Genomic DNA, 23,433 nt, shown 5'->3' with positions numbered 1-23,433 from the left:
GAGGGTGTCCACCGGTGGGCGCCCGGGCGGCGCAAGGACACCCGACACCACACGAGCAGGAGGCCCGGCCATGGCGACCTCGACCGGCTCGGCGGCCCCGGCCGTCGACCTCGCCGACCCCCGCTTCTGGCAGCTGCCGGCCCCCGCCCGCTCGGCCGCCTTCGCCGAACTGCGCCGACGCCCGGCCCCCGTCCGCTTCGCCGATCCGGCCACCGGTCGGGGCTTCCACGCGCTGGTCCGCCACGCCGACGTCGTCGAGGCCAGCCGCACCCCCGCCGTCTTCCTCAGCGGTCCGGGCGTCACCATCCCCGAGCCGGTCCGCTGGGTACGGGTGCTGTTCGGCGACTCGATGGTCAACCTCGACGACCCCCGGCACGCCCAGCTGCGCCGGATCATCTCGCGGGCCTTCACCCCCCGGCTGCTCGGCCAGGTCGAGGAGGACATCCGCCGGGTCGCCGCCCGACTGGTCGACGACCTGGAGCGGCGGCGCCCCGAGGAACCGGGCGACTTCGTCACCTCGGTGGCGGCCGAACTCCCCTTCCAGGTGATCTGCACCATGATGGGCATCCCGGAGCGGCCGCGCCGGGCGATCCTCGACCAGGTCAACCACGCGTCCGAGCACGCGGGGGTGGCCCGCCCGCTGCGCCGCCGGATCCGGGTGCCGGGGCGCGGGCTGATGGCGCTGGCCCGGATGCAGGGCATGGTCGCCGGCATCGGCCGCGAGCGCCGCCGCCGGCCCACCGAGGACCTCATCTCGGCGCTGGTCACCGCGGACGTGGACGGCCGCCGGCTCTCCGGCCGCGAACTCGGGGCCTTCTTCTCCCTGCTGCTGGTCGCCGGGGTGGAGACCACCCGCAACGCCCTCGCACACGGCCTGCACCTGCTGACCGTCCACCCGGAGCAGCGCGCCCTGCTCCTCGCCGACCTGGACGGGCGGCTGGGCGGCGCGGTCGACGAGATGGTCCGGTACGCGACGCCGATCGTCCAGTTCCGCCGGACGCTCGCCGTCGACCACGAGCTCGGCGGCCCCGGCGGGCCGCTGCTGCGGGCGGGGGAGAAGGTCGCGCTGTTCTTCGGCTCGGCCAACCGGGACGAGACGGTCTTCCCCGACCCGGAGGTCTTCGACATCACCCGCACGCCCAACCCGCACCTGGGGTTCGGCGGCGGCGGGCCGCACTACTGCCTCGGCGCGCACCTGGCCCGGCAGGAGATGAAGGCACTGTTCCGCGAGCTGTTCACCCGCCTGCCCGAGCTGCGCTCGGTGGGCGAACCGGAGCTCGTCCCGTCCAGCTTCGACCACCGCGTCCGGTCGCTGCGCTTCACCTACTGACGTCGGCCGCCCGGGCCGCCGCTCACCACTCCCGGGTGGCGATCAGCTCCTCCACGTCCGCGTCCGCGAAGCCGTAGGACGAGGCGACGAACCAGAAGTCCTCGGCGATCTCCTCCCGGGCGACCGTCTCGATCTCGCTCCCGGCCGCCTCGAACTCCGCCTCCAGCCGGTTGAACTCCTCGGTCGCGGCCTGCGTCAGCACGTACAGCTCCGCCAGGCCGGACGGCCGTTCGGCCTCGATCCGCTCGCAGAGCCGCAGCAGGACCGCCCTGCCCCGGTCGAGGACGTGGTCGGGGTAGTAGTCGTCCGCGTACAGCTGTCGAAGGAACCCGTGCTCCGCCACCTGCGGGTGCGTGATCGCCACGGCGCCTCCCCTTCCCGTAAGGGCCCGGTCGGGTGCGGGCCGTCGGGCCGATCGTGCACCACGCCACCGACGCCCCGGTCCGGCACGGTCGCTCCGGGGCGTCGGTGGTGTGGCCGCCGCGCCGGGCGGTGGCCGGCTCGGCGGCCTGCACCAGCACCGGGGTCCCGGTCGGCAGCGGGTTGCCGCCGCAGTGGTCGACGTCCGGGTGGCCCCACCCGCCGGTCGGCGCAGGCCCGGTGGGTGTCGATGACGGTACCGACGGCGGTGGCGGGCGTCACGGCGCGGGGCGCGGTCGGGGAGCACAATGCGGGACATGACAGAGCGTCCGACCTCCCCAGGAAGCGGGGCCGCCGCGCGGCCCGACGCGCAGCCCGCCGAACCCGCCCGGGCCGCGGCCGCACCCCGTCCGGCCCCGGCCGGGTCCGCGGACCGGCCCACCGCCGAGGCCTGGGCCGCCCTCGGCGGTGCGGCCGACCTGCTCGAGCGGGTCTCCTTCCACGGCCCCGACGACCTGCTGCCCTCCGGCCTGCCGGTGCGCCGGCTCGCCCGGGCCACCGTGGCCGCCTGCTCGCTGGCCGCCGCCGAACTCGCCGCCCACCGCGGCGGCGGCCCCGTCCCGGCCGTCCGGGTGGACGAGGGCGCCGTCGCGACCGCCTTCGTCAGCGAGCGCCACCTGACGGTCGACGGCCGTACGCCCGTCAGCTTCGCCCCGCACTCCGGTTTCTGGCGCACCGCCGACGGCTGGGTCCGCACCCACGCCAACTACCCGCACCACCGCGCCCGGCTGCTCGCCGCGCTCGACCTGCCCGCCGACGCGGGGCCCATGCAGCTCGCCGCCGTGCTGGGCGGGCTGCCGGCCGAGCGGATCCAGGAGCGGGCCTATGCGGCGGGGGCGCTCGCCGTGGCCGTCGCGCCGGTCCGGGACGCCAAGCTTCCCCTCGTGGAGCACCGGGTGGTCGGCTCCGCACCGCCCCGACCGCTGGGAGACGCCGACGTGTCCCGGCCTGCCGCCGGGATCCGCGTCCTCGACCTCACCCGGGTCATCGCCGGACCGGTCGCGACCCGCACGCTCGCCCTGCTCGGCGCCGACGTCCTGCGGGTCGACCCGCCCGGGATCCCCGAGGCCGACGACGCCCACGCCGACACCGGCTTCGGCAAGCGCTCGACCCGTCTCGACCTCGCGGACCGTGCCGACCGCGCGGTCTTCGACGGCCTGCTCGCGGACGCGGACGTCCTGGTCACCGCCTACCGGCCGGGCGCCCTGGACGCACACGGCCTCGCCGCCGAAGCCGTGGCGCAGCGCCACCCCGGCCTGGTCCTCGCCCAGCTCTGCGCCTGGGGCTGGACCGGCCCGTGGTCCGGCCGCCGGGGCTTCGACAGCCTCGTCCAGGCCGGTGTCGGCATCGCCGCCCACGAGGCCGGCCCCGGTGGGCACCCCGGTGTCCTGCCGGCCCAGGCCCTCGACCACGGGACCGGCTACCTCATCGCCGCCGGGGTCCTGCGCGCCCTCACCGACCAGCGCACCGGCCGGCCCGGCGGCCGCCACCTGCGCTACTCCCTCGCCGGCACCGCCTCCTGGCTGCTCCACGGCATCGCACCCGAGGCGGACGGCGCCGCGGCCGGACCGGTGGCCGCTCCGGCGGTCGGAACCGCGGTCGGAGCCGCTGCCGGAAGTGCCGCCCCGCCGCCGTACGACCCGGCCCGCTGGCTCGCCGAGACGGACTCCGCCTACGGACGGCTGCGCCACGCCCTGCCGCCGGTCGCCTACGAGGGCGCGCCCACCGACTGGTCCCGCCCGCCGGGGCGCTGGGGGACGGACGAGCCGGTCTGGCTCTGACGCCACCGGGTGGCCCCGGGTGCGCCGCGCCCTCCCTGGCCACCCGGGCGCGCCCGTTGCCCGGCCGGGGTGGCCCCGGCCGGGCCCACGACCGGGTGTCCCGGCTGTCACCGCCGTCTGGCAGCATGCCGGGCATGACCGCACACGCCACCGACTACACCTGGTTCGACCAGCGGTACCCCGTCCTCGGTGAGGCCTACTGCCTGACCCAGGTCGAGGGGATCACCGCCGACGAACTGCTGCGCCGCTTCGACGCCCTGCCCGGCCGGGAGGTCACCGGGCTGGACGCGGTGGTCGCCGCCTGGGAGGTCTTCGACGACGGGGAGGACGAGGAGGCCGGCGCCCTGTTCGACGAGGACGAGGACCGGCTGCTCGTCGCCGTCACCGACCTCGACGGCTGGGCCCTCGCGGTCGAGGTCTACGGGTACCTGGGCAGCCTGCACGAGGTCATCCCCCGGCTCGCCGACGGCACCCGGCTGGTCTCGCACTTCCGCAACGTCAACGCGGTGGATCACTTCAACTGGTGGGAGCGCGGTGGCTGCCGCCTCCAGTTCGAACCGCTGTTCCCGACGCAGCGGCACGGCTCGGACGCGGAGGCCCCCGGCGTCCCCGACCTGCTGACCGCCTGCGGCTTCCAGCTCGACGGGGAGCGGTACGACCTGCACACCGAGGCCGCCTTCGCGCTGGCCGAACGGCTGACGGACGTCCGGCTCGGCCCGGAGCGGCTGGAGGCCGCGACGTTCCGGATCGGCTACGCCCCGCGGCCTTAGCCGTAGCGGTAGCGTCGGCCGCCAACCCGGGGCCCGGGGCGCCCGACGGTGCGCGGGGCACCCCGGGGCCCCGCGGCCGGGCCGGTGAGCCCGTCAGACCCCGGCGGGGATCTGCTTGGCCTGACCGCGCACCCGCACGGCCGTCACGATCTCGATCAGCCCCAGGATCAGCAGCCAGCAACCCGCCAGCACGGTCAGCGCGGTGATCGAGCCCACCGGCCAGACCATCAGCAGCACGCCGGCCACGGTGTTGGCCACGCCCGCGAAGGCCTGCCAGCCACGGGCCGGCATCAGCGGGTCGGAGATCGCCGCGAACAGCTGGGTGATGCCCCGGAACAGCCAGCCGATGCCGATCCAGAGCGCCAGCAGCAGCAGCGACTCCGCCGCGCTGCGGAAGCAGAGCAACCCCAGCAGGACGCAGATCGCCCCGCTGATGAAGGCCAGCACCCGCATCGCGGTGGTCGCGTGGGTGCCGAACGCGGCGACCAGCTGCACGATGCCGATGACCAGCAGGTAGAGGCCGAACAGCACGCCCACCACCCGCAGGGTCTGTTCCGGCCAGGCGAAGACGATGACCCCGAGGCCGAGCGAGACGAGCCCGGCGACCAGCAGGACCTGCCAGGCGGCCTTGGCGAGCAGGCCGAGCGGTCCCTGGACCGGGGAACCTTCGGGGGTGATGATCGGGGGGACCACGGTGGCGACTCCTCGGGCCGGGAACGGGCAGGGGACGAAGCCCAGCGTGGCCCGGTCGCCGGAGCACGGCGCGCCGGGTGCGGCCGTCCGGGCGACGACCCCGGGTCGGTACGGATGTTCGACTGATGGTCCTCCGGTCGCCGGAACGAAACCCTCCGGACACCCGCCGTCGATATCGTCCTGCGGTATGACTTCTGAAGGGTGGGGGACCCCTCCGGTCGAGCCGATCAACCAGCACTACATCGTCTGCGGGGGCAATGCGCTGGCGCACCGGCTGGTCCTGGAGCTCGTCGAGCACTACGAGGTCCCGGTCGTGGTGCTGGTCGCCGACCGGACCCGTGACCACGCACCGCAGATCGAGGAGGTGCCCGGCGTCGCGGCCGTCGTCGAGTTCGCCGGCATCACCGACGAGGCGCTGCGCGCGGTGTCCGTCGAGACGGCCCGCGGCCTCGCCCTCGTCGAGGGCAGCGACCAGGACAACATCCACGCCGCGCTCAGCGCCCAGGGCCACAACCCGGACATCCGGATCGTCCTGCGGATGTTCAACCAGCGCCTCGGCGAGAACATCGAACGGCTGCTCAGGAACGGCGCCGCGCTCTCGGGCTCCGCCACCGCCGCACCCGCCTTCGCCGCGGCGGCGCTCGGCCGGCCCCACTCGGTCGAGGTCGGCGGACGCTTCCTGCACATCGCCTTCGACGACGCCGTCACCTCCGACCGGATCTGCGTGGTGGCCGACCACATCGACCGCCAGGACCTCGGCAGGATCCGGCTGCTGCCCGAACAGCGCGGCGACTCCGCCGACTTCGTCCGCCTCGCCACGGAGTTCGGCGACGACGGACCCGTCCGCCCCGGCGGCGTCCGCCGCGAACCTGAGCCGGGGACCGGCGCGGAGGAGGAACCGGGCGGCGTGGCCGCCCTCCAGGCGCTGCGCATCGAACCCCGGGAGCCGATCGGCTGGGCACGGCGGCTGCGCTGGCGGCTCCTCGACACGATGCGCTTCTTCACCAGCGCCCGGATGCGGCTGGTGCTGCTCACCGCCCTCGCCGCGGTGCTGATGGCCTTCGGGGTCCTCTGGTACCTCAACCGGGACTTCGGCTGGACGGTCTACGTCTCGCTGCTCGACCTCGCGGGCGCCGCCCAGCCCGACCAGCCCGCCGACCTCGCCGCCGGGACGGGGACGGGCGGCCTCTGGCAGCGGATCGCCCAGGTGGTGATCACCATCTGCGGGATCACCTTCGCGCCGGTCGCCACCGCCATCGCGGTCGAGGTGCTCGGCTCCGGGCGCCGCGGGCAGCCCCGCAACCCCGGCGCAGGCACCCGGGACCACGTGATCGTCGTCGGTCTCGGCAACGTCGGCACCCGCGTCGCGGCCCAACTCCACGAGCTGGGCGTACCGGTGGTCTGCATGGAGCGCGACCCGCAGGCGCGCGGGATCGCCGCCGTCCGGGCCCTCGGCATCCCGGTGGTGCTGGGCGACGGGCCGTTCGAGGAGCAGCTGCGCCGGGCCCGGTTGAAGCACAGCCGGGCGCTGGTCGCGGTCAGCGGCGACGACGCCACCAACCTGGAGGCGGCCCTGGAGGCGCGCCACGGGAACCCCGAAGTCCGGGTGGTGGTGCGGCTGTTCGACGACGACTTCGCCGGGCACTTCTACGCCACGCTGGACAACGCGGCCTCGCGGTCGGTCTCCTACCTGGCCGCGCCCGCCTTCGCGGCGGCCCTGATGGGGCGCGAGGTGCGCGGGATGCTGTCGGTGTTCCGGCACGTGCTGCTGATCGCCGAGCTGACGGTCGAGGACGGCAGCGGGCTGATCGGGATGAACCGGCACGACCTGGAGGACCCGGGGGGCGTCCGGGTGATCGCCGTCCGGCTCGCCCGCAGCGCGCAGCTCCAGTGGAACTTCCCGGACCGCACCCGCCGCCTCGCCCCGGGCGACCGGATCGTCGTCGCCGCCACCCGCAGCGGGCTCGCCCGCCTCAACACCGCACTGGTGGAGGAGGGGTGAGGGGCAGCGCCGCCCGGGCGGGTGCCCGGGCGGCGTCCGGGGCGGTCCGAGCGGGCCGGCGTCAGACGACCGGCGGATGGCACCTGACGGGTGACACCCGACAGATGACAGGTGACAGATGTCAGCTGACAGATTTCAGATGACGAAATCTGTCAGCTGTGATCTGTTCGCCGTCGGCTGTCAGCGGTTGGTGAAGGACGGCGGGCGCTTCTCGGCGAAGGCGGCCATGCCCTCCTTCTGGTCGGCGGTGGCGAACGCCGCGTGGAACATCCGGCGCTCGAAGCGCACGCCCTCCGCCAGGGTGGTCTCGAAGGCGCGGTTGACGCTCTCCTTCATCATGACCGCCGCGGGGGCGGACATCGCGGCGACCGTCTCGGCGGTGGCGAGGGCCTCGGCCAGCAGCTGGTCCGCGGGGACGATCCGGGAGACCAGGCCGGCCCGCTCGGCCTCCTCGGCGCCCATCATCCGGCCGGTCAGGCACAGCTCCATCGCCTTGGCCTTGCCGACGGCCCGGGTGAGCCGCTGCGAGCCGCCGATGCCCGGGATCACCCCGAGCTTGATCTCCGGCTGCCCGAACTTCGCGGTGTCGGCCGCCAGCAGGATGTCGCAGAGCATCGCCAGCTCGCAGCCGCCGCCCAGCGCGAACCCGGCCACCGCCGCCACGACCGGCTTGCGCAGCGCACCGAGGCGGTCCCACGGGCCCAGCCAGTCGTCCAGGTAGACGTCCGGGAACCGGTTTCCCTGCATCTCCTTGATGTCGGCGCCGGCCGCGAAGGCCTTCTCCGAGCCGGTGATCACCAGACAGCCGATCTCCGGGTCCCGGTCGAAGGCGGTGGCGGCCGCGACCACCTCGTTCATCAGCTGGGTGTTCAGCGCGTTGAGCGCCTTCGGCCGGTTGAGCGTGATCAGCCCGACCCGCCCCTTGCGCTCGACCAGGATCGTCTCGTAGGTCTCGGTCATCGCCGTTGACTCCCATTCCGCTGCTCGGCGCCGCTGGGGCGCGCCCTGACCACCCAACGATCTACGACGCGCCCGGGCTCGCGCCAGTCTTGGCATGCGAGACGGTCGTCACGGGCACGGGCACGGGCACCGGGCCCGGCCGCGGGCACCGGCGTGGACCCGGGCCCGGGCGCCGGTGCGGCGTGCGCGTGCGCGGGTGCGCTCAGGCCAGGCCCAACTCGTCCCCCTCGCGCACGGCGAGGAAGCGCTCGACGTCCGCGACCGTCACCCCGGCGAGGGCGGCCGGGGACCAGCGCGGGGTGCGGTCCTTGTCGATCACCTGCGCCCGGATGCCCTCGACCAGGTCGTGCCCCGCCAGCGCGGCGCAGGAGACGCGGTACTCCTGGTCGAGCACGGCCTCCAGGGAGGGCAGGGTGCGGGCCCGCCGCAGCGCGGCCAGCGTCACCTTGACGGCCGTGGGGGAGTTGCCGAGGATCAGTCCGGCGGCCTCCTTCGCCTCCGGCACACCGGAGTTCACCAGCCGGTCGACGATCTCCTCGACGGTGTCGGCCGCGTAGCAGGCGTCGATCCACTCGCGCTGCCGGGCGAGCGGGGCGGGCGGCGCGGGCTCGGCGTGTGCGGCGACGGCGCCGGCCGGGTCGGTGCCGCCGGCCAGCGCGTCGAGCAGCGCCGGGACGGCCGCGGACGGGACGAAGTGGTCCGCGAAGCCGCACAGCAGGGCGTCACCGGGGCCCATCGAGGCCGACGTGAGCCCCAGATGGGTACCGGTCTGGCCGGGGGCGAGGGCGAGCAGGCGGCTGCCGCCGACGTCCGGGACGAGTCCGATCCGGGTCTCGGGCATCGCGACGGTGGAGCGCTCGGTGACGATCCGGATCGCGCCGTGGGCGGACAGGCCGACGCCGCCGCCCATGGTGATGCCGTCCATCACCGCGACGTAGGGCTTCGGGTAGCGGGCGATCAGGGCGTTCAGCCGGTACTCGTCGCGGAAGAAGGCGCGTGCGCCGGCCCCGCCGGCCTTGGCGTCGTCGTGCAGCGCGCGGATGTCGGCCCCCGCGCAGAGGCCGCGTTCGCCGGCGCCGGTCAGCACGACGGTGCGCACCCGGTCGTCGGCGGCCCAGTCGGACAGCGTCGCGTGGACGGTGCGGATCATGCCGTGGGTCAGCGAGTTGAGGGCGCGCGGCCGGTTGAGCACGATCCGTCCGACCCCGCCGTCCAGGAGGACCTGGACCTCCGCCACCTCTGCGCTCATCGGGCCCGCTCCCGTCCTCGGTCGTTCCTCGGTGTCGACGACTCCTGCCGTCCACCGTACCGGGGCGGTCCGGCGCGGTGATCACGAGGCGGGGCCCGCCCGGGGCGCCGCCCGGGTGCCGGCTGCGGCCGGGCCCGCAGGGCGGGTTCGGCGGCCCGGCTCCCCGCTGCTGCCGGTACGTCAGCGGTGCCGGGCCGCGGCCAGCGGGAACGACAGATGACAGCCGACAGATTTCAGACGACGAAATCTGTCATCTGAAATCTGTCAGCTGTCACCTGTCAGCCGTCCTTCGTCCGGCCCGTTACGGCTGCACCCGCCCCGCGACCTCGCCGAACCCGACGACGGTGCCGTCCGGCCCCGGGGCGGTGGCGGTGATGACCACCTCGTCGCCGTCCTCCAGGAAGGTCCGGGTGGTGCCGTCCGGGAGCTTCAGCGGCTCCTCGCCGTTCCAGGTCAGCTCGATCAGCGCGCCGCGGGTGTCCGGCTCCGGCCCGCTGACGGTGCCCGAGGCGAACAGGTCGCCGGTCCGCAGCGAGGCGCCGTTGACCGTCATGTGGGTGAGCTGCTGCTGCGCCGTCCAGTACATCGACGCGAACGGCGGGCGGGACACCAGGTGCCCGTTCAGCCGGACCTCCATCGCGAGGTCCAGGCCCCACGGCTCGCCGCCGCGGTCGTCCAGGTAGGCCAGCGGCTCGACGTCGCGCGCCGGCGGCGTGACCCGGGCGTCCTGCAGGGCGTCCAGCGGCACGATCCACGGCGAGACCGAGGTCGCGAAGGACTTGCCGAGGAACGGGCCGAGCGGCACGTACTCCCAGGCCTGGATGTCGCGCGCGGACCAGTCGTTGAGCAGGCAGACGCCGAACACGTGCTCGCGGAAGTCCGCCAGGGCCACCGGCCGGCCGAGCTGCGAGGGGGTGCCGACGACGAAGCCGACCTCGGCCTCGATGTCCAGCCGGCGGGTCGCCCCGAAGGTCGGCGCGGGGTCGGCGGGCGCCTTGCGCTGCCCGTGCGGCCGTACCACCGGGGTGCCGGAGACGACGACCGTGCCGGCCCGCCCGTGGTAACCGATCGGCAGGTGCTTCCAGTTGGGGGTGAGCGGCTCCGAGCCCGGGCGGAAGATCCGGCCCAGGTTGGTGGCGTGGTGCTCGGAGGCGTAGAAGTCGACGTAGTCGGCGACCTCGAACGGCAGGTGGAGTTCGACCTCGCCGGCCGGCAGCAGCGCCGGCGACAACGCCTCGCGGTGCGACTCGTCGGTCAGCCACCGGGTGAGGTCGGCGCGGACCTGCGTCCACACCGGCCGGCCGGCCGCCATCAGCGGGTTGAGCGAGTCGGCGTCCAGCAGCGCGGACGGCGCCCCGACCGCGCGGGCGGCCGCCCCGGCGTCCAGCACGAAGTCCCCGACCCGCACACCGATCCGGCGCCGTCCGGGCCGGTCGGCGGCGGTGAAGACGCCGTACGGCAGGTTGTGCACGCCGTACGGCGAGTCCTGGGCGCTGGCGAGCCAGCTGCGGGGGGTGCTCAACGGTCCTCCTGGGGCAGTGGACTGGGCGACAGCAGGCCGAGCGCGGCCAGGTCGTCCAGGGGTTCGGCGATGCTGCAGGTGCCGAACGCGGTGAACGAGTTGCGGATCACCGTAACCTGACGATCGGTCAGTTCGCGCACGGTCTTCGCCAGCACCGCGCCGTCGCGTTCCGCCAGCACCGCCGCGGCGGCCGCCGGGTCGGTCTCCTGGGCGGCCAGCAGCACGTTCAGGAAGCCGTGGTGCTCGAACCCGGTGGCCGGGTCGGTGTGCCGGACGGCGTGGTGGAGTCCGGCGGTGCACTTGTACGGCAGCCCGCGCCGGGCACAGCCGGTGAGGAAGGCGGCCAGCTCGGCCTCGTCCGGGAAGGCCTCCGGGACGACCCCACCGGTGCGGAACTTCGCCCGGTAGGGGCTGTCGACCAGCACGTCCAGGACCTCGTCCAGGCCGTCGCCGCGCAGGAGTTCGCGCGGCAGCTCGACGGCGGCCGGGACGTCCGGGGGCAGCAGACGGTCGAGTTCGGCGACGGCCTCGGCGGCGTCCCGGGTGGCCAGCTCGACGCCGGCCACCCGGAAGGGAGCGGCGGCGGCGAGCGCCGGGCCGAGTTCGGCACTGCCCCCCGGCAGTACGAGCCCGACCCCGAGCGGCGGGTCTCCGGCCGTCGCAGCGCCGCCCGCCACCGCGGCGGCCAGCTCGCCCAGCCGGCTGGCCCCGCACAGCAGCGGACCGACGGCCTCGGCGTACCAGGCCGCGCGGTGGGCCCGGTGGGCGGGCACCGCCTCGGCGACCGGCAGGTTCCCGGGCGGGAACACCGCCGCGTCGTCGAAGAGCCCGTGGAACAGTTCGGGGATCGGGCCGGTGGTGCTGCTCATCGCCCGGGCCCCCGACCGGCCCAGGTCCAGGCGTAGTTGCCGTCCTCGCTGGCCCGGCCGCCCTCGCCCAGTTCGAGCGGGCGGAAGGTGTCCACCATGACGGCGAGCTCGTCGAAGAACTCCGCGCCGATGCTTCGCTCGTAGGCGCCCGGCTGCGGCCCGTGGGTGTGTCCGCCGGGGTGCAGCGAGATCGAGCCCTGGCCGATGCCCGAGCCCTTGCGGGCCGCGTAGTCGCCGCCGCAGTAGAACATGACCTCGTCGCTGTCCACGTTGGCGTGGTAGTACGGCACCGGGATCGACAGCGGGTGGTAGTCCACCTTGCGCGGCACGAAGTTGCAGATCACGAAGTTGTTGCCCTCGAAGACCTGGTGGGCCGGCGGCGGCTGGTGGATCCGGCCGGTGATCGGCTCGAAGTCGGCGATGTTGAAGGCGTACGGGTACAGGCAGCCGTCCCAGCCGACCACGTCGAACGGGTGGTGCGGCACGGTGTAGCGGGTGCCCGCGACCCCGTTCGGGCCGCGGTGCTTGACCAGCACGTCGACGTCCCCGGGGGCGTCGACCACGAGCGGGCCGACCGGTCCGCGGAAGTCGCGCTCGCAGTACGGCGCGTGCTCCAGCAGCTGCCCGTACTTGGACAGGTAGCGCTTGACCGGGGTGATGTGGCTGTTCGCCTCGATGCAGTAGGCGCGCAGCGGTTCGTCCCCGGCCGGCACCCAGCGGTGGGTGGTGGCGCGGGGGATGATCACGTAGTCGCCCTGGCCGACCTCGATCGAGCCGAAGACCGTCTCGACCGTGCCGGAGCCGGACTCCACGTACACGCACTCGTCGCCGAGCCCGTTGCGGTAGAGCTCGCTCGGGGCCCCGGCGGCGACGTAGGAGATCCGCACGTCGGCGTTGCCGAGGACGAGCCGGCGGCTGCCCACGACGTCCGCCGACTTCCACTCCTGGCCGGCGAAGAGCTCGTGCAGCTTGAGGTGGCGGGGGAGCAGGGGATGGTTGGGCACCGTGGACTGGTCGGGCAGCTCCCACGGCACCGCGTTCACCACGGCGGAGGGGATGCCCCGGTGGTAGAGCAGCGAGGAGTCCGAGGAGAACCCCTCCTCGCCCATCAACTCCTCGTAGTACAGCCCGCCTTCGGGTGTGCGGTGCTGCGTGTGCCGCTTGGGCGGGATACTGCCCAGCTGCCGGTAGTACGCCATCTCCCTGCTCCTCCTCGACCGTGCTCAGCCGGTCGCGCGTCGGTCGACCGTGCTCGGGTTGCCCCGACCGCTCACAGGTTGCCGCGCGCGTCCTGCTCGCGCTCGATCGCCTCGAACAGCGCCTTGAAGTTGCCCTTGCCGAAGCCCAGCGAACCGTGGCGCTCGATGAACTCGTAGAAGACGGTCGGGCGGTCGCCGATCGGCTTGGTGAAGATCTGCAGCAGGTAGCCGTCCTCGTCGCGGTCGACGAGGATGCCGCGGGACTTCAGCTCGTCGATGTCCACCCGGACGTTGCCGATCCGGGCGCGCAGCTCCGGGTCGTCGTAGTACGAGTCCGGGGTGTTGAGGAACTCGACGCCGCGCGAGCGCAGCACGTCGACGGTGGTGAGGATGTCGTTGGTGGCGAGCGCCATGTGCTGACAGCCGGGGCCGGTGTAGAACTCGAGGTACTCGTCGATCTGCGAGCGCTTCTTGGCGACGGCCGGCTCGTTGAGCGGGAACTTCACCCGGTGGTTGCCGCTGGCGACGACCTTGGACATCAGCGCGGAGTAGTCGGTGGCGATGTCGTCGCCGACGAACTCGGCCATGTTCACGAAGCCCATGACCCGGTTGTAGAACGAGACCCACTCGTCCATCTTGCCGAGCTCGACGTTGCCGACGGCGTGGTCCAGGGCCTGGAACAGGCGCTTGGGCGAGCCCTCCGGGTGGCGGACCTTGCTCTCGGCGGCGATGTAGCCGGGCAGGTAGGGGCCCTTGTAGCGGGAGCGGTCGATCAGGGTGTGGCGGGTCTCGCCGTAGGTGGCGATGGCCGCGCGGCGCACGGTGCCGTTCTCGTCCGAGACGTCGTTCGGCTCCTCCAGGACGGTGGCGCCGGACGCGCGGGCGTGCTCGATGCACTTGTCGACGTCCGGGACCTCGAGGGCCAGGTCGACGACGCCGTCGCCGTGGCGGCGGTGGTGGTCCAGCAGCGGGCTGTCCGGCAGCACGCCGCCCTTGATCACGAAGCGGCAGGAGCCGGAGCGGAGCACGAAGGCCTTGCGGTCGCGGCGGCCGGTCTCGGGGCCGGAGTAGGCGACCAGCTCCATGCCGAACACGGCCTGGTAGAACTGGGCCGTCTGGGTGGCGTTGCCGACCACGAAGACGACCGCGTCCTGGGCCGTGACGGGGAACGGGTCGGTGGCCGGGTCGTGCTCGACGAGGCCGACGAGGCGGCGCAGCTGCTCGGCGTCGAGGCCGGCCTCGCGCTCCTCGGGGGTCAGCTCAAGGGCGTGGGACTGCGGGGTCATCGGTCGTTCCTCCACTTTGGGCCTCGGCTCTGAGGCTTCCGCTTGGATCGCGGCCGCGCCGTGAACGGGTGGGCGGTGCGGTTGGCGGAGAGCTTGCTCCTGTCCGGGTGGCTGGGCAACAGGTGGGGATTTCACTGTTCAATGTGTACAAGCTGATCAGGAATTCCGGTCTCCGGCTGCGCAATATGTGCTGTCGATCGGGGGTGATTCACGGGGTCTGCCGCACCGGCCCCGTAGCGGCGTCCGAGGCCGTCAGGTGGCGCAGGAACCAGTCCCCGGCGAGCTCGGCGACCAGGTCCAGCGTGCCCGGCTCCTCGAACAGGTGGCCCGCGCGCGGCACCACCGTCAGTTCACTCTCGCAGTGCAGCCCGGCCCTGGCCCGTCGGTTCAGGTCGATCACCATCCCGTCCAGGGCGCCGACCAGGAGCAGCGTCGGGGCGCTCACCCGGCCCAGGACGAGCGGCCCGGCCAGGTCCGGGCGCCCGCCGCGCGAGACGACCGCGCCCACGGCCGGCCCGAGCGCGGCGGCGGTGTGCAGCGCGGCGGCCGCCCCCGTGCTGGCGCCGAACAGGCCGAGCGGCAGACCGCGGGTCTCCGGCCGGGCGGCCAGCCGTCCCGCGACGGCGGTCAGCCGGGCTCCCAGCAGCCCCACGTCGAAGACGTTGCGGCGGTCCGCCTCCTCGTCCTCGGTGAGCAGGTCGAAGAGCAGGGTCGCCAGCCCGGAGCGGTTCAGGTGCCCGGCGACGTGGCGGTTGCGCGGGCTGCGCCGGCCGCTGCCGCTGCCGTGCGCGAACACCACGATGCCGCGGGCCCCGGCCGGGACGGTCAGCCGGCCGGTCAGCCGGACCCCGGCGGCCGGCAGCACGAGTTCGCGGTCCAAGGGCCCGTCGGCCGTTGCCGGCGCGGCCCGGGCCTCGGCCAGCAGCCGCAGCACCTCCTCGTCGCCGGTCTGCGAGAAGTCGCGGTAGAACTCGCCGATCGCGAAGAACGGGGACGGCGTGCCCACGCAGACCAGCTCGTCGGCGACGTCCGCCAGGCGCTCCGTCCAGTCCACGGGGGCCACCGGCACGGCGAGCACCACCCGGGCCGCTCCCCGGGCCCGGACGATCCGGCAGGCGGCCCGGGCGGTGGAGCCGGTGGCGACGCCGTCGTCCACCACGACCACCGTGCGTCCGCGCAGGTCCGCGGGCGGGCGGTCGCCCCGGTAGCGGCGCGCCCGGCGCTCCAGCTCGGCGCGCTCGCGCCGCTCCACCTCGGCGAGCTCCGCCTCACCGGCCCCGGCGAGGCGGATGACCTGCTGGTTGAGCACCCGGACGCCGTCCTCGCCGATCGCCCCCATGCCGAGCTCGGGCTGCCGGGGCGCCCCGAGCTTGCGGATCACGCAGATGTCCAGCGGTGCGCCGAGCGCCCGGGCCACCTCGGCGGCCACCGGCACCCCGCCCCTGGGCAGCGCGACCACCACGGTGCCGGGGCCGCCCAGGTGGCCCAGACGGGCGGCCAGCCGCCGGCCCGCGTCCGTGCGGTCGGTGAAGTGCGTCCCGGTGACGTGCATGACACGGCCTCCGTGTTCCACCGTACGCCGGGCGGTGGCCGGTGGAGGGGGCGGGCGGACCCGCGCGGGGAGGGGCGCACACGCGGGCGTGCGGGAGGGTTCCGGCGCCCCGGGCGTGCGGGCGGCGCCCCGGGCACGGACCTGGACGGACCCGGGGTGGGCCGGGCCGGAGCCGGGCGCTTCCGGGACGGGCGGTTGGGCGGACCCGGCGCGCACCCGGGCCGGGCCCGGGTGCGCGCCGGGCCGGGCCCGGGCGGTGCACGGGAACGGGACGGGACGACACCCCCGTGTAGCCGGGACAACGGGCGGCGCACGGTTGGTCACAGAGGCGGACCGCCGGGCCCGCCCGCGATCGGAAGGAGCCCCGAAATGCCGGGCACCGTCATCACCGATCTGCGCCGCCGCGGCGCGGTCGACCCCGGCCGCCTGCTGTCGGGTCCCCTGTGCGGCGTCGGACTCCAGTGGCTCGACCCGGGCCACAGCACCGAACTGGCCGCCGACGAAGTCGAGCACGCGTGCTACGTCACCGCCGGCTCCGGTCTGGCCTCCGTTCCCGCGGGGGCCCTCCGGGAGGAGGAGGCCGGTGCGGGCGTCCCGCTGGTGGAGGGCACCTCGGTCGTCCTCCCGCTCGGCTCCCGGACCGTCCTCACCGCCGGCACCGCCGGGCTCGAGTTCTTCCACGCCGTCCTCGCCGTCCCGGCGGGCAGCACGGCCGCCGCCGACCCCTTCTCCGCGGACGGAACCGCTGGCGCGGACGACACCTCCGACGACATCCCTGACGCCCCCGACGCTCCCGGCGCCCCCGACGACGTCGACGCCGCCGACGACGTCGACGCTCCCGACAGCCCCGACACCCCGAACGAAGGTGAACCCAGGTGATCGTCACCACCGACACCGGCACCGCCATGGTCCTCCTCGGCCCGGACGGCGAACGCGTACGGGTCCGCCCGCTCGCCCGCCGCGCGATGCTCACCAGCGCCTGCGAGTCCTTCGACCACCTGCGGCTGAGCCCCGGCGCCCACCACGTGCTCCCGGGCCGCCCGGACGCCGAGACCGTGCTGCACGTCCTGCGCGGGGCCGCCGTCGTCGGCCGGCTCCCCGACGGGACCGACCACCTGGCCTCGGACGGCGACCTGCTGCTGGCCCCGCGCGGCAACGCGCTCCACCTCGAAGCCGGACCGCTCGGTGTGGAACTGCTCTGCCTCACCCTCGCCGTCCCCCGGCACGCCGCCGGCACCCGGGCCGCCCTGGCCCGGCGCCGCGCCGACCGCCGCGCCCGCCCCTGACCGCACCGCCCGAGGAGGCCGTCGTGATCCTCGTCCCCGCCGCCGTCCCCCGTACCGCGCCCGCCCTCCGGCGGCTGATCGATCCCGCACAGCGCCCGGCGGTCCTCGCCGGACTGACCGTCGAGGCCCTGCCCCCCGGTGTCCACGTCGAGCAACTCCCCTGCACCGGGCCCGAGTCGGCCACCGTGGTGCTCGCCGGCCGGCTGATCGCGGCGGACCGGATCCTGTCGCCCGGCGAGGTCCTGCACCACCGGTCGGGCCGGGCCTGCCGGTTCACCGCCGTCCGCGGCGCGCCGACCGTGCTGCTCACCGTCCGCCCGGTCGCGTCCGAGGCCGCCATCCCGTCCCAGCGCTCGAGCTCACACCCCGCCGACGACCGCCGGCGGGTCACCGTGGAGACCGTGGAACTCGCCCCGGGCGAGGTCCACGGCGTGTCGGCCGGCCCGGAGGCGGACGCCTTCCTGCTGGTCCTCTCGGGCACCGGCGGCTTCCTCGACACCGCCGGAGGGGCGTCGCTGTACCCCGGCGACCTGCTCTACCTGCGGGCGGGGGAGCGCTGCGGCCTCCGGGCCGGCCCGCGCGGGCCCCTCACGGCCGTGCTGGGGCGTGCCGGGGAGCTCGCCCCCGGTCTCCGGGCCGAGCGCCGGGAGGAGCGGGCCCGGTCGCTCCCCTGACCCCGCACCCTCCGGCCCGTCGGCCGCGGCCCCCGCCCGGGGTCGCGGCCGACGGCCGTTCCGGTACCCCGACGGCTCCGGCCGCCGTCGGATTCCGGGACCGGAATGGGACGGCGAGCCCATGCGACCGGGGCGTCGCGCTCCGCACAGTGGAGACAAGAGCGATCGACCGAACGGTTGCTCGGAACATTGAGGAGAACCACCCCATGGCTACGAACACCGCGACCAAGGCGCTCTGCCTGGCCTCGGCCCTGGCCGGAGCGATCGCCTCAGCCATCGCGTTCAGGAACGCCTGCGCCGTCGCCGCGCCGGCCAAGCCCAGCAAGCCGAACACGACCCCTCCGCCCGCGGACATCTGCACCCTCGGGCAGGGCGACTGCAACCCCTCCTGACTCCGGTGTGACGACCGTGGCGGTGCACCCGCCACCCGTCCCGTCCGGGCCCCCGGCACCACCAGTGCCGGGGGCCTCCCCGTGCCCAGAGCCCTTCCCGTGTCGCCTCCGGCTCCTGCGCCCGCCGTCCCGGGCACGGCTCCGGCACCCGAACGGGCTAACCCGCCCCCGTCCCGCCCGGGGCGTCCGTCGCGCCGGTGGCACCCGCCGCACCGGCAGTACCAGCAGCACCGGCGGCGCCCGGTGCACCGGCCGCCGCCGAGCGCGGCAGCACCGCCACCACCCGGGTGCCGGGAGTGCCCGGCAGCGACTCCACGGTGCAGTGCCCGCCGATCTCCGCGGCGCGGTCCGCCATCGAGCGAAGCCCCACCCCGCCCGGCCCGTCCCCGTACGGCTCCTGCGGCGACCGCGGCTCCAGCCCGCTTCCGTCGGCCGCACCGCCCCCGAGCCCGGTCCCGGCCCCGCCGCCGTCCCCGCCCCGGGCCCCGGTCCCCGTCCCGACCCCGACCCCGTCGTCCCGGACGGTCAGGGTGAGCGCCGCGTCGTCGACCCGCACCGTCACCTCGGCGGTGCGGGCCCGGGCGTGCCGCAGCACGTTGTTCAGCGCCTCGGCGACGATCCGGTAGGTCGCCACCTCCACCGCGGCCGGCAGCTCGGGCAACGGGTCCGGGCGCAGGTCGGCCGTGACGGTGAGCTCGGCGGTGTCGAAGCCGGCGGCCAGCTGCCGGATCGCCCGGGCCAGCCCGAACTCGCCGAGCGGGGCGGGACCCAGCCGGTCGGTGATCCGCCGGACCTCCCTGATCGCCATCGCGAGGCCGTCCGAGATGCCGTGCAGCGTCCCGCCCAGGCGGTCCTCCCCGCCACCACCGGCGGCGGCGTTGTCCACTCTCAGCCGCAGCCCCGCCAGCGCGGGCCCGAGGCCGTCGTGGATGTCCCGGCGCAGCCAGCGCCGCTCCTCCTCGCGCGCGGCGACGATCTGCTCCCGGCTGGCCTGCAGGTCCTCCAGGAGCTGCAGGGACGCCACGGCGGGCGAGGCCTGGTCGGACAGCGAGCGCAGGATGTCGATGTCGCTGGCGTCCAGCTCCTGCTCGCCCTCGCGCAGGCCGACGGTCAACTCGCCGATCGGCGCGCCGCGGTGGACCAGCGGGAAGGCCTGCCTCCGCCCGTCCAGGCGGCCGACGGCGGCCAGCCGGCGCTGCCCGGCACGGGTGGCGACGGTCAGGGCGACGCCGGGCAGCCGCAGCTGCTCCGCGACGGCGGCGCACAGCGCGTCCGGCAGCCGTTCCGGCTCGCCGACCTGCCGCACCCGCCCGGCCAGGGTTCGCAACACCTGGTAGGGGTGGGCGCGTTCGCCGTAGTACAGGTGGTCGATCAGGGAGACCGCCCGGCGGGTGGCCCGGGGCAGGCCCGCACCGAGCGCGAAGACCAGCCCGATCAGCAGCAGCGCGGCCCCGCCCCGCCCGGGCACCAGCCAGCTCGACAGCACGGCCGCCAGCACCACGAACAGCGTCAGCAACCCGGTGGCCAGCAGCAGCCCGGTCAGCACGCTGCGGGCCGCCCGGTCGAGCCGCCAGCCGCCGTCGCGGATCACCAGGTAGCCGATGGCGACGGCCCAGACGGCCCCGGCGACGGCGAAGACGGTGTAGCTGAGCCAGTAGTGCTCCTGGTAGTTGTGCGTGTAGAAGTCCTGCATGCCGGCGAGGAGCAGGTACGCGGCCAGCAGCCCCGCCACGTGCGCCCGGTGCCGCAGCGCCCAGTCCTTCCGGGGGTCCGGCGCCGGCGGCCGCGCGGGCCGGACCAGGCGTACCAGCAGGACGAGTGCGGCGAAGCCGATGAGCAGGTAGTTGACGGGCTGGTAGAGGTCGAGGAGCCGGTTGGAGAGGTGTCCGAAGAGCGTGGCGGGGGCGGTGTCGGCCAGCGGGTTGGGGTGGCCGAAGGCGTTGGTGCGGTGCAGGAACCAGAGGTTGGCCGGCAGCTGCCACAGCGCGACCGCCCCGATGTACCACCACCAGTGGCGGCTGGTCAGCCGTCCGGAGGGGAGCCAGAGCGGCAGCACGTAGAACAGCGTCGCGCTGACCACGTCGCACACCGCGCGCAGCGCCACCGCCGCGCCGACGATGCCCGGGTCGGAGACCTCCACCCACACCGGGGCGGAGGCCGCGTTGGGCAGGATCAGGGCGAGCGCGTAGCAGAGCATCACCCAGCCCAGCGGGCTGCCCGGGCGGTGGGCGTGCAGCAGCATCCCGGCACCGGCGGTGGGCAGCGCGTAGATCAGGGTGCCGAGTTCGTTGCGCGGGTAGGTGATGGCGGGGTCGCCGAGATGGACGAGCACGTAGCAGGTCCAGAGCATCGACACGACCAGGCAGACCGAGGTGACGGTGGCCGCCGCGGCTAGCTGCCGTCGGGCGGGGGACGGTCCGGAACTGCGCCGGGAGGGCGCGCGGCCGGACCGGGGAGAGGTCACCGTGATCATGGAACCGCCTCGAAATGGACTGGGGGTGTGGTCCACCGGCCGGAATGTGGTGCGCCGGTACTGGTCGGCCGGCACACGGTCCAGTCTCGGCTGCCCGGTGTCCCGGGCGCGTGGGGCAGCGGTCCCGCTTTCCGGCCGGGACGGGTCGGGGCCGGCGGGCCGCCGCGCCCGGGAGCACCCCGGGGAGGGGCGACTCCGAGCATGTCACGGAAAGTCACGAGATCATCGCTGGTAGTGTCGGCCGGGTGGATGAACAGCCGCCGGTGGCACCCCCGGGGCGGGCGCCCGACGCCCCGCCCGTCCGTGTACTGATCGTCGACGACCACCCCCTCTTCCGGGAGGGGCTCAAGGTGGCGCTGGAGAGCGCCGAGGGCGTCGTGGTGGTGGCCGAGGCCGAGCGGGTCGCGGACGTGTCCGGAGCCGTCGAACGGCACCGTCCCAACGTCGTGATCATGGACCTCTCGCTGCCCGACGGCTCGGGCCTGGAAGCCGTCCGGCGGCTCTCGGCGCAGGAACAGGCGCCGCCGGTGCTGATGTTGACGATGTCCGACGACGACGGCAACCTGCTCGCCGCCCTCCAGGCCGGTGCGCGCGGCTACCTGGTCAAGGGCGCCGGGCGGGAGGAGGTGCTGCACGCGGTGCGCACCGTCGCGGCGGGCGGCGCCGTCTTCGGCGGCGAGGTCGCCGGGCGGATCACCGCCCTGCTCGCCGGCGCCCGGATGCGCGAGGCGGAACAGCTCTTCCCGGAGCTCACCGCGCGGGAGGCCGAGGTGCTGGACCTGGTCGCGCGCGGCCTGGACAACCGGCGGATCGCCCGGGAGCTGGTGGTCGCGGAGAAGACCGTCCGCAACCACGTCACCCACATCTTCGAGAAGCTGCACGTCGCCACCCGGGCCGAGGCCGTCGCCCGGGCCCGGGACATGGGCCTCGGCGACGGCTGAACGGGGCCGGGGTGCCGGGGGGTGCCGGGGTCCTGGGCGCGCCGGGGTGCCGGGGGTGCCGCAGGACGGAACCGGGGGTGCCGGTCCGCCGACCGGCACCCCCGGGGGTCCCTCCGTGGTTTTCCCCGACGGGTGCCTACGGCTGCATCTCGTACGCGCCCGACAGCCCCTCGACCATCGCCCACACCGCGTCGGCGCGCACCGCGTTGGCGACCGGCCGGCGCACGTTCGCCAGCGCCCAGGCGGCCTGCTCCTCGGTGGTCGAGGACTTGCCGTGCAGCTCGGTGGCGTGCGCGGAGAAGTCGCGGACCAGCGCGTCGAAGATCTGGTCCAGCACGTCCTCGTCCAGGCCGGTCAGCTCGGCCTGCTCCAGCACCAGCTGGCCGTAGACGATCAGCGCGAAGAGCTGGCCGATCTCCAGCAGGAAGTCCAGGTCGGCCTGCTGCTCCTTGCTCGGCGCGTGGCTGAGCAGCAGCTCGCAGAAGCCGTCGGCCTGCTCGCGGAAGCGGGCGACGTTCGGGACCTGCGCGTGGCGGTCGTAGGCCGTGCGCCAGTCGTGGAAGCGGATCGCGCCCAGGCCGCGGGCCGCGCCCTGGCGGAACAGGAAGGCGTCGTCGGCGGCGTCCAGGCGGCTCGGCACCGGCGCGTACTCGGTCGGGGCGAACAGGTAGTTGCCCATGAACTTGAGGATCAGCGCCAGGTTGACGTGGACGGTGCCCTCCAGCTTCGGCAGGCCGCGGATGTCCTTCGCCGCCTTGTCGAAGTAGGTGTCCGCCTCGAAGCCCTTGGCCGCGATGACGTCCCACATCAGATCGATGACCTTCTCGCCCTCGGTGGTGACCTTCATCTTGGTCATCGGGTTGAAGAGCAGGTAGCGGCGGTCCTCGGGGGAGGCGGTGCGGAAGTAGTCCACGGCCCGCGCGCTGAACAGCTTCATCGCCACCAGACGGGCGTACGCGTCGGTCAACTCGCGGCGCACGTGCGGGAAGTCGGTGACCTTGCGGCCGTAGAGCACGCGGTTGTGGGCGTGCGTGACGGCCTCGTACATCGCGTGCTCGCAGATGCCGACGGAGGCCGTGCAGAGGTTGAACTTGCCGACGTTGACGGTGTTCAGCGCCGCGTCGAAGGCGGCCTGGCCGGTGTGCAGCACGTCCTCGGCGCGCACCGGGTAGTCCTCGAGCCGGAACTCGCTGACGTACATCTGGGCGTTCACCACGTTCTTGACCAGGTGGTACGCCTCGTGGCGGCTGTCGGCGGCGAAGAAGACGTAGCCCTCCGGGCCCTCGACGTCCGAGCGGCGGCCGAAGACCGAGACCAGGCCGGCCACGTTGCCGTTGCCGATGTAGTACTTGGAGCCGGTCGCGGTGAAGCCGCCCTCGCCGTCGGGGGTGAGGATCATGTCCGTGGAGTAGATGTCGGCGCCGTGGGTGCGCTCGGAGAGCCCGAACGCCATCACGTGACCCTCCGTCAGGAGCTCGGCGGCACGGGCCCGGACGGCCTCGTTGCCGCTCTGCCAGACCGGGCCGAGGCCGAGGATGGTGACCTGCCAGGTGTACCAGTAGCCGAGGCCGTAGAAGCCGAGGATCTCGTTCAGCTCGGCGATCCGGGCGGTGTCCCAGCGCTTGTCGGCGTCGGCCGAGGACGGCGTCAGGAACTCCGCGAACAGGCCCTCCTTGGCGGCGAACTCGAGGAAGTCGCCGTACCAGCTGCGGTCGATGTAGGTGTCGATCAGCGCCTTCTTGCCGCGGGACTCGAACCAGTCCACGGTCGCGCGCAGCAGCCGGCGGGTCGGCTCGTCGAACTGCGCGGGGTCGTACGTACGCGGGTTGAAGAGCATCACGGGCTCCCGGGGGTCGAGGGTGTGTCGGGGGGTGTGGGTCGGTCGGGCTGCTGTCGGCCGGGCGGGGCGAATGGCGGATCACGGGTTTCAGATGACAGGTGACAGATTTCATCATCTGTCATCTGTCATCTGTCATCTGTCATTCGTCATCCGTCGGCGGGCGTCCGGTGTCCGGCGCCGCCTTCGGCCGTCCG

The 23,433-nt window shown here is 74.5% G+C and carries 20 protein-coding genes; 9 read left to right on the top strand and 11 right to left on the bottom strand.

Annotated elements, in window-relative coordinates; translation table 11 throughout:
- Window positions 1-70: 70 nt before the first annotated feature.
- Window positions 71-1,330, top strand: a complete 1,260-nt coding sequence (locus ACIRS1_RS01800) for a cytochrome P450 (RefSeq protein ID WP_360205211.1) — start codon at window positions 71-73, stop codon at window positions 1,328-1,330.
- Window positions 1,331-1,352: 22 nt separating this feature from the next.
- Here ACIRS1_RS01800 and ACIRS1_RS01795 read toward each other — a convergent pair whose 3' ends face one another.
- On the bottom strand, window positions 1,353-1,694 hold the full coding sequence (locus tag ACIRS1_RS01795) for a DUF5713 family protein (RefSeq protein ID WP_360205213.1): 342 nt from the start codon (window positions 1,692-1,694) through the stop codon (window positions 1,353-1,355).
- Between the two features lie 313 nt (window positions 1,695-2,007).
- On the opposite strand from ACIRS1_RS01795, the gene ACIRS1_RS01790 reads away from it, so the two are divergent.
- Complete coding sequence (locus ACIRS1_RS01790) at window positions 2,008-3,531, top strand: CoA transferase (protein WP_402836017.1); 1,524 nt, start codon at window positions 2,008-2,010, stop codon at window positions 3,529-3,531.
- Window positions 3,532-3,665: 134 nt separating this feature from the next.
- The gene (locus tag ACIRS1_RS01785) at window positions 3,666-4,301 is read left to right on the top strand and encodes a DUF6461 domain-containing protein (RefSeq protein WP_402836016.1); all 636 of its coding nucleotides are present in this window, start codon (window positions 3,666-3,668) and stop codon (window positions 4,299-4,301) included.
- Between the two features lie 93 nt (window positions 4,302-4,394).
- Here the strand turns inward: ACIRS1_RS01785 and ACIRS1_RS01780 are convergent, their stop codons facing one another.
- Window positions 4,395-4,994, bottom strand: a complete 600-nt coding sequence (locus tag ACIRS1_RS01780; RefSeq protein ID WP_360205222.1) for a DUF308 domain-containing protein — start codon at window positions 4,992-4,994, stop codon at window positions 4,395-4,397.
- A 187-nt stretch (window positions 4,995-5,181) separates the two neighbouring features.
- On the opposite strand from ACIRS1_RS01780, the gene ACIRS1_RS01775 reads away from it, so the two are divergent.
- On the top strand, window positions 5,182-6,996 hold the full coding sequence (locus ACIRS1_RS01775; protein WP_402836015.1) for an NAD-binding protein: 1,815 nt from the start codon (window positions 5,182-5,184) through the stop codon (window positions 6,994-6,996).
- 180 nt (window positions 6,997-7,176) lie between these two features.
- On the opposite strand, the gene ACIRS1_RS01770 is transcribed toward ACIRS1_RS01775, so the two are convergent.
- The 7 genes from ACIRS1_RS01770 to ACIRS1_RS01740 form a co-directional block, all read right to left on the bottom strand.
- A complete protein-coding gene (locus tag ACIRS1_RS01770; protein WP_360205227.1) occupies window positions 7,177-7,956 on the bottom strand; it encodes an enoyl-CoA hydratase in 780 nt (259 codons plus the stop codon).
- 202 nt (window positions 7,957-8,158) lie between these two features.
- Window positions 8,159-9,193 (bottom strand): enoyl-CoA hydratase/isomerase family protein, encoded by a 1,035-nt coding sequence (locus tag ACIRS1_RS01765; RefSeq protein WP_402836303.1) that lies wholly within the window; start codon window positions 9,191-9,193, stop codon window positions 8,159-8,161.
- Window positions 9,194-9,506: 313 nt separating this feature from the next.
- On the bottom strand, window positions 9,507-10,727 hold the full coding sequence (gene fahA, locus ACIRS1_RS01760) for a fumarylacetoacetase (protein ID WP_387896865.1): 1,221 nt from the start codon (window positions 10,725-10,727) through the stop codon (window positions 9,507-9,509).
- Window positions 10,724-11,596, bottom strand: coding sequence for a hypothetical protein (locus ACIRS1_RS01755; protein ID WP_402836012.1), 873 nt, complete (start codon window positions 11,594-11,596; stop codon window positions 10,724-10,726). The genes fahA and ACIRS1_RS01755 overlap by 4 nt, the downstream gene beginning before the upstream one ends.
- The gene (locus ACIRS1_RS01750; RefSeq protein WP_402836010.1) at window positions 11,593-12,795 is read right to left on the bottom strand and encodes a homogentisate 1,2-dioxygenase; all 1,203 of its coding nucleotides are present in this window, start codon (window positions 12,793-12,795) and stop codon (window positions 11,593-11,595) included. Before ACIRS1_RS01750 ends, ACIRS1_RS01755 begins: the two co-directional genes overlap by 4 nt.
- Window positions 12,796-12,866: 71 nt before the next feature.
- Window positions 12,867-14,081 carry a 4-hydroxyphenylpyruvate dioxygenase gene (gene hppD, locus ACIRS1_RS01745; protein ID WP_360205237.1) on the bottom strand — a complete coding sequence of 405 codons (1,215 nt, stop codon included), beginning with the start codon at window positions 14,079-14,081 and terminating at the stop codon, window positions 12,867-12,869.
- Between the two features lie 208 nt (window positions 14,082-14,289).
- Window positions 14,290-15,633, bottom strand: coding sequence for a phosphoribosyltransferase family protein (locus ACIRS1_RS01740; RefSeq protein ID WP_402836007.1), 1,344 nt, complete (start codon window positions 15,631-15,633; stop codon window positions 14,290-14,292).
- Between the two features lie 369 nt (window positions 15,634-16,002).
- Between ACIRS1_RS01740 and ACIRS1_RS01735 the strand changes: the two genes are divergently transcribed.
- From ACIRS1_RS01735 to ACIRS1_RS01720, 4 genes are all read left to right on the top strand, one after another.
- Window positions 16,003-16,512 carry a hypothetical protein gene (locus ACIRS1_RS01735; RefSeq protein ID WP_402836005.1) on the top strand — a complete coding sequence of 170 codons (510 nt, stop codon included), beginning with the start codon at window positions 16,003-16,005 and terminating at the stop codon, window positions 16,510-16,512.
- On the top strand, window positions 16,509-16,919 hold the full coding sequence (locus tag ACIRS1_RS01730) for a hypothetical protein (RefSeq protein WP_360205245.1): 411 nt from the start codon (window positions 16,509-16,511) through the stop codon (window positions 16,917-16,919). The genes ACIRS1_RS01735 and ACIRS1_RS01730 overlap by 4 nt, the downstream gene beginning before the upstream one ends.
- 23 nt (window positions 16,920-16,942) lie before the next feature.
- Window positions 16,943-17,593, top strand: coding sequence for a hypothetical protein (locus ACIRS1_RS01725; RefSeq protein ID WP_402836003.1), 651 nt, complete (start codon window positions 16,943-16,945; stop codon window positions 17,591-17,593).
- Window positions 17,594-17,799: 206 nt separating this feature from the next.
- Window positions 17,800-17,985 carry a hypothetical protein gene (locus ACIRS1_RS01720; RefSeq protein WP_360205249.1) on the top strand — a complete coding sequence of 62 codons (186 nt, stop codon included), beginning with the start codon at window positions 17,800-17,802 and terminating at the stop codon, window positions 17,983-17,985.
- A gap of 157 nt (window positions 17,986-18,142) precedes the next feature.
- Here the strand turns inward: ACIRS1_RS01720 and ACIRS1_RS01715 are convergent, their stop codons facing one another.
- On the bottom strand, window positions 18,143-20,449 hold the full coding sequence (locus tag ACIRS1_RS01715; RefSeq protein WP_402836001.1) for an ATP-binding protein: 2,307 nt from the start codon (window positions 20,447-20,449) through the stop codon (window positions 18,143-18,145).
- Window positions 20,450-20,703: 254 nt separating this feature from the next.
- Here ACIRS1_RS01715 and ACIRS1_RS01710 point away from each other — a divergent pair, with 254 nt between their 5' ends.
- Complete coding sequence (locus ACIRS1_RS01710) at window positions 20,704-21,399, top strand: response regulator transcription factor (protein ID WP_360205255.1); 696 nt, start codon at window positions 20,704-20,706, stop codon at window positions 21,397-21,399.
- 136 nt (window positions 21,400-21,535) lie between these two features.
- Here ACIRS1_RS01710 and ACIRS1_RS01705 read toward each other — a convergent pair whose 3' ends face one another.
- Window positions 21,536-23,236 (bottom strand): acyl-CoA dehydrogenase family protein, encoded by a 1,701-nt coding sequence (locus tag ACIRS1_RS01705; protein WP_402835998.1) that lies wholly within the window; start codon window positions 23,234-23,236, stop codon window positions 21,536-21,538.
- Window positions 23,237-23,433: the final 197 nt, after the last annotated feature.

Source organism: Kitasatospora sp. NPDC101176 (assembly GCF_044768035.1).
Lineage (GTDB): Bacteria > Actinomycetota > Actinomycetes > Streptomycetales > Streptomycetaceae > Kitasatospora.
This window is presented reverse-complemented; position numbering and strand designations above follow the sequence as displayed.

What these genes read in the sequence shown, in the direction of transcription:
- ACIRS1_RS01750 (WP_402836010.1), bottom strand. Translation starts at nt 12,795, where the DNA reads ATGGCGTACTACCGGCAGCTGGGCAGTATCCCGCCCAAGCGGCACACG.
- ACIRS1_RS01740 (WP_402836007.1), bottom strand. Translation starts at nt 15,633, where the DNA reads ATGCACGTCACCGGGACGCACTTCACCGACCGCACGGACGCGGGCCGG.
- ACIRS1_RS01755 (WP_402836012.1), bottom strand. Translation starts at nt 11,596, where the DNA reads ATGAGCAGCACCACCGGCCCGATCCCCGAACTGTTCCACGGGCTCTTC.
- ACIRS1_RS01735 (WP_402836005.1), top strand. Translation starts at nt 16,003, where the DNA reads ATGCCGGGCACCGTCATCACCGATCTGCGCCGCCGCGGCGCGGTCGAC.
- hppD (WP_360205237.1), bottom strand. Translation starts at nt 14,081, where the DNA reads ATGACCCCGCAGTCCCACGCCCTTGAGCTGACCCCCGAGGAGCGCGAG.
- ACIRS1_RS01770 (WP_360205227.1), bottom strand. Translation starts at nt 7,956, where the DNA reads ATGACCGAGACCTACGAGACGATCCTGGTCGAGCGCAAGGGGCGGGTC.
- ACIRS1_RS01720 (WP_360205249.1), top strand. Translation starts at nt 17,800, where the DNA reads ATGGCTACGAACACCGCGACCAAGGCGCTCTGCCTGGCCTCGGCCCTG.
- ACIRS1_RS01775 (WP_402836015.1), top strand. Translation starts at nt 5,182, where the DNA reads ATGACTTCTGAAGGGTGGGGGACCCCTCCGGTCGAGCCGATCAACCAG.
- ACIRS1_RS01705 (WP_402835998.1), bottom strand. Translation starts at nt 23,236, where the DNA reads ATGCTCTTCAACCCGCGTACGTACGACCCCGCGCAGTTCGACGAGCCG.
- ACIRS1_RS01785 (WP_402836016.1), top strand. Translation starts at nt 3,666, where the DNA reads ATGACCGCACACGCCACCGACTACACCTGGTTCGACCAGCGGTACCCC.
- ACIRS1_RS01790 (WP_402836017.1), top strand. Translation starts at nt 2,008, where the DNA reads ATGACAGAGCGTCCGACCTCCCCAGGAAGCGGGGCCGCCGCGCGGCCC.
- ACIRS1_RS01800 (WP_360205211.1), top strand. Translation starts at nt 71, where the DNA reads ATGGCGACCTCGACCGGCTCGGCGGCCCCGGCCGTCGACCTCGCCGAC.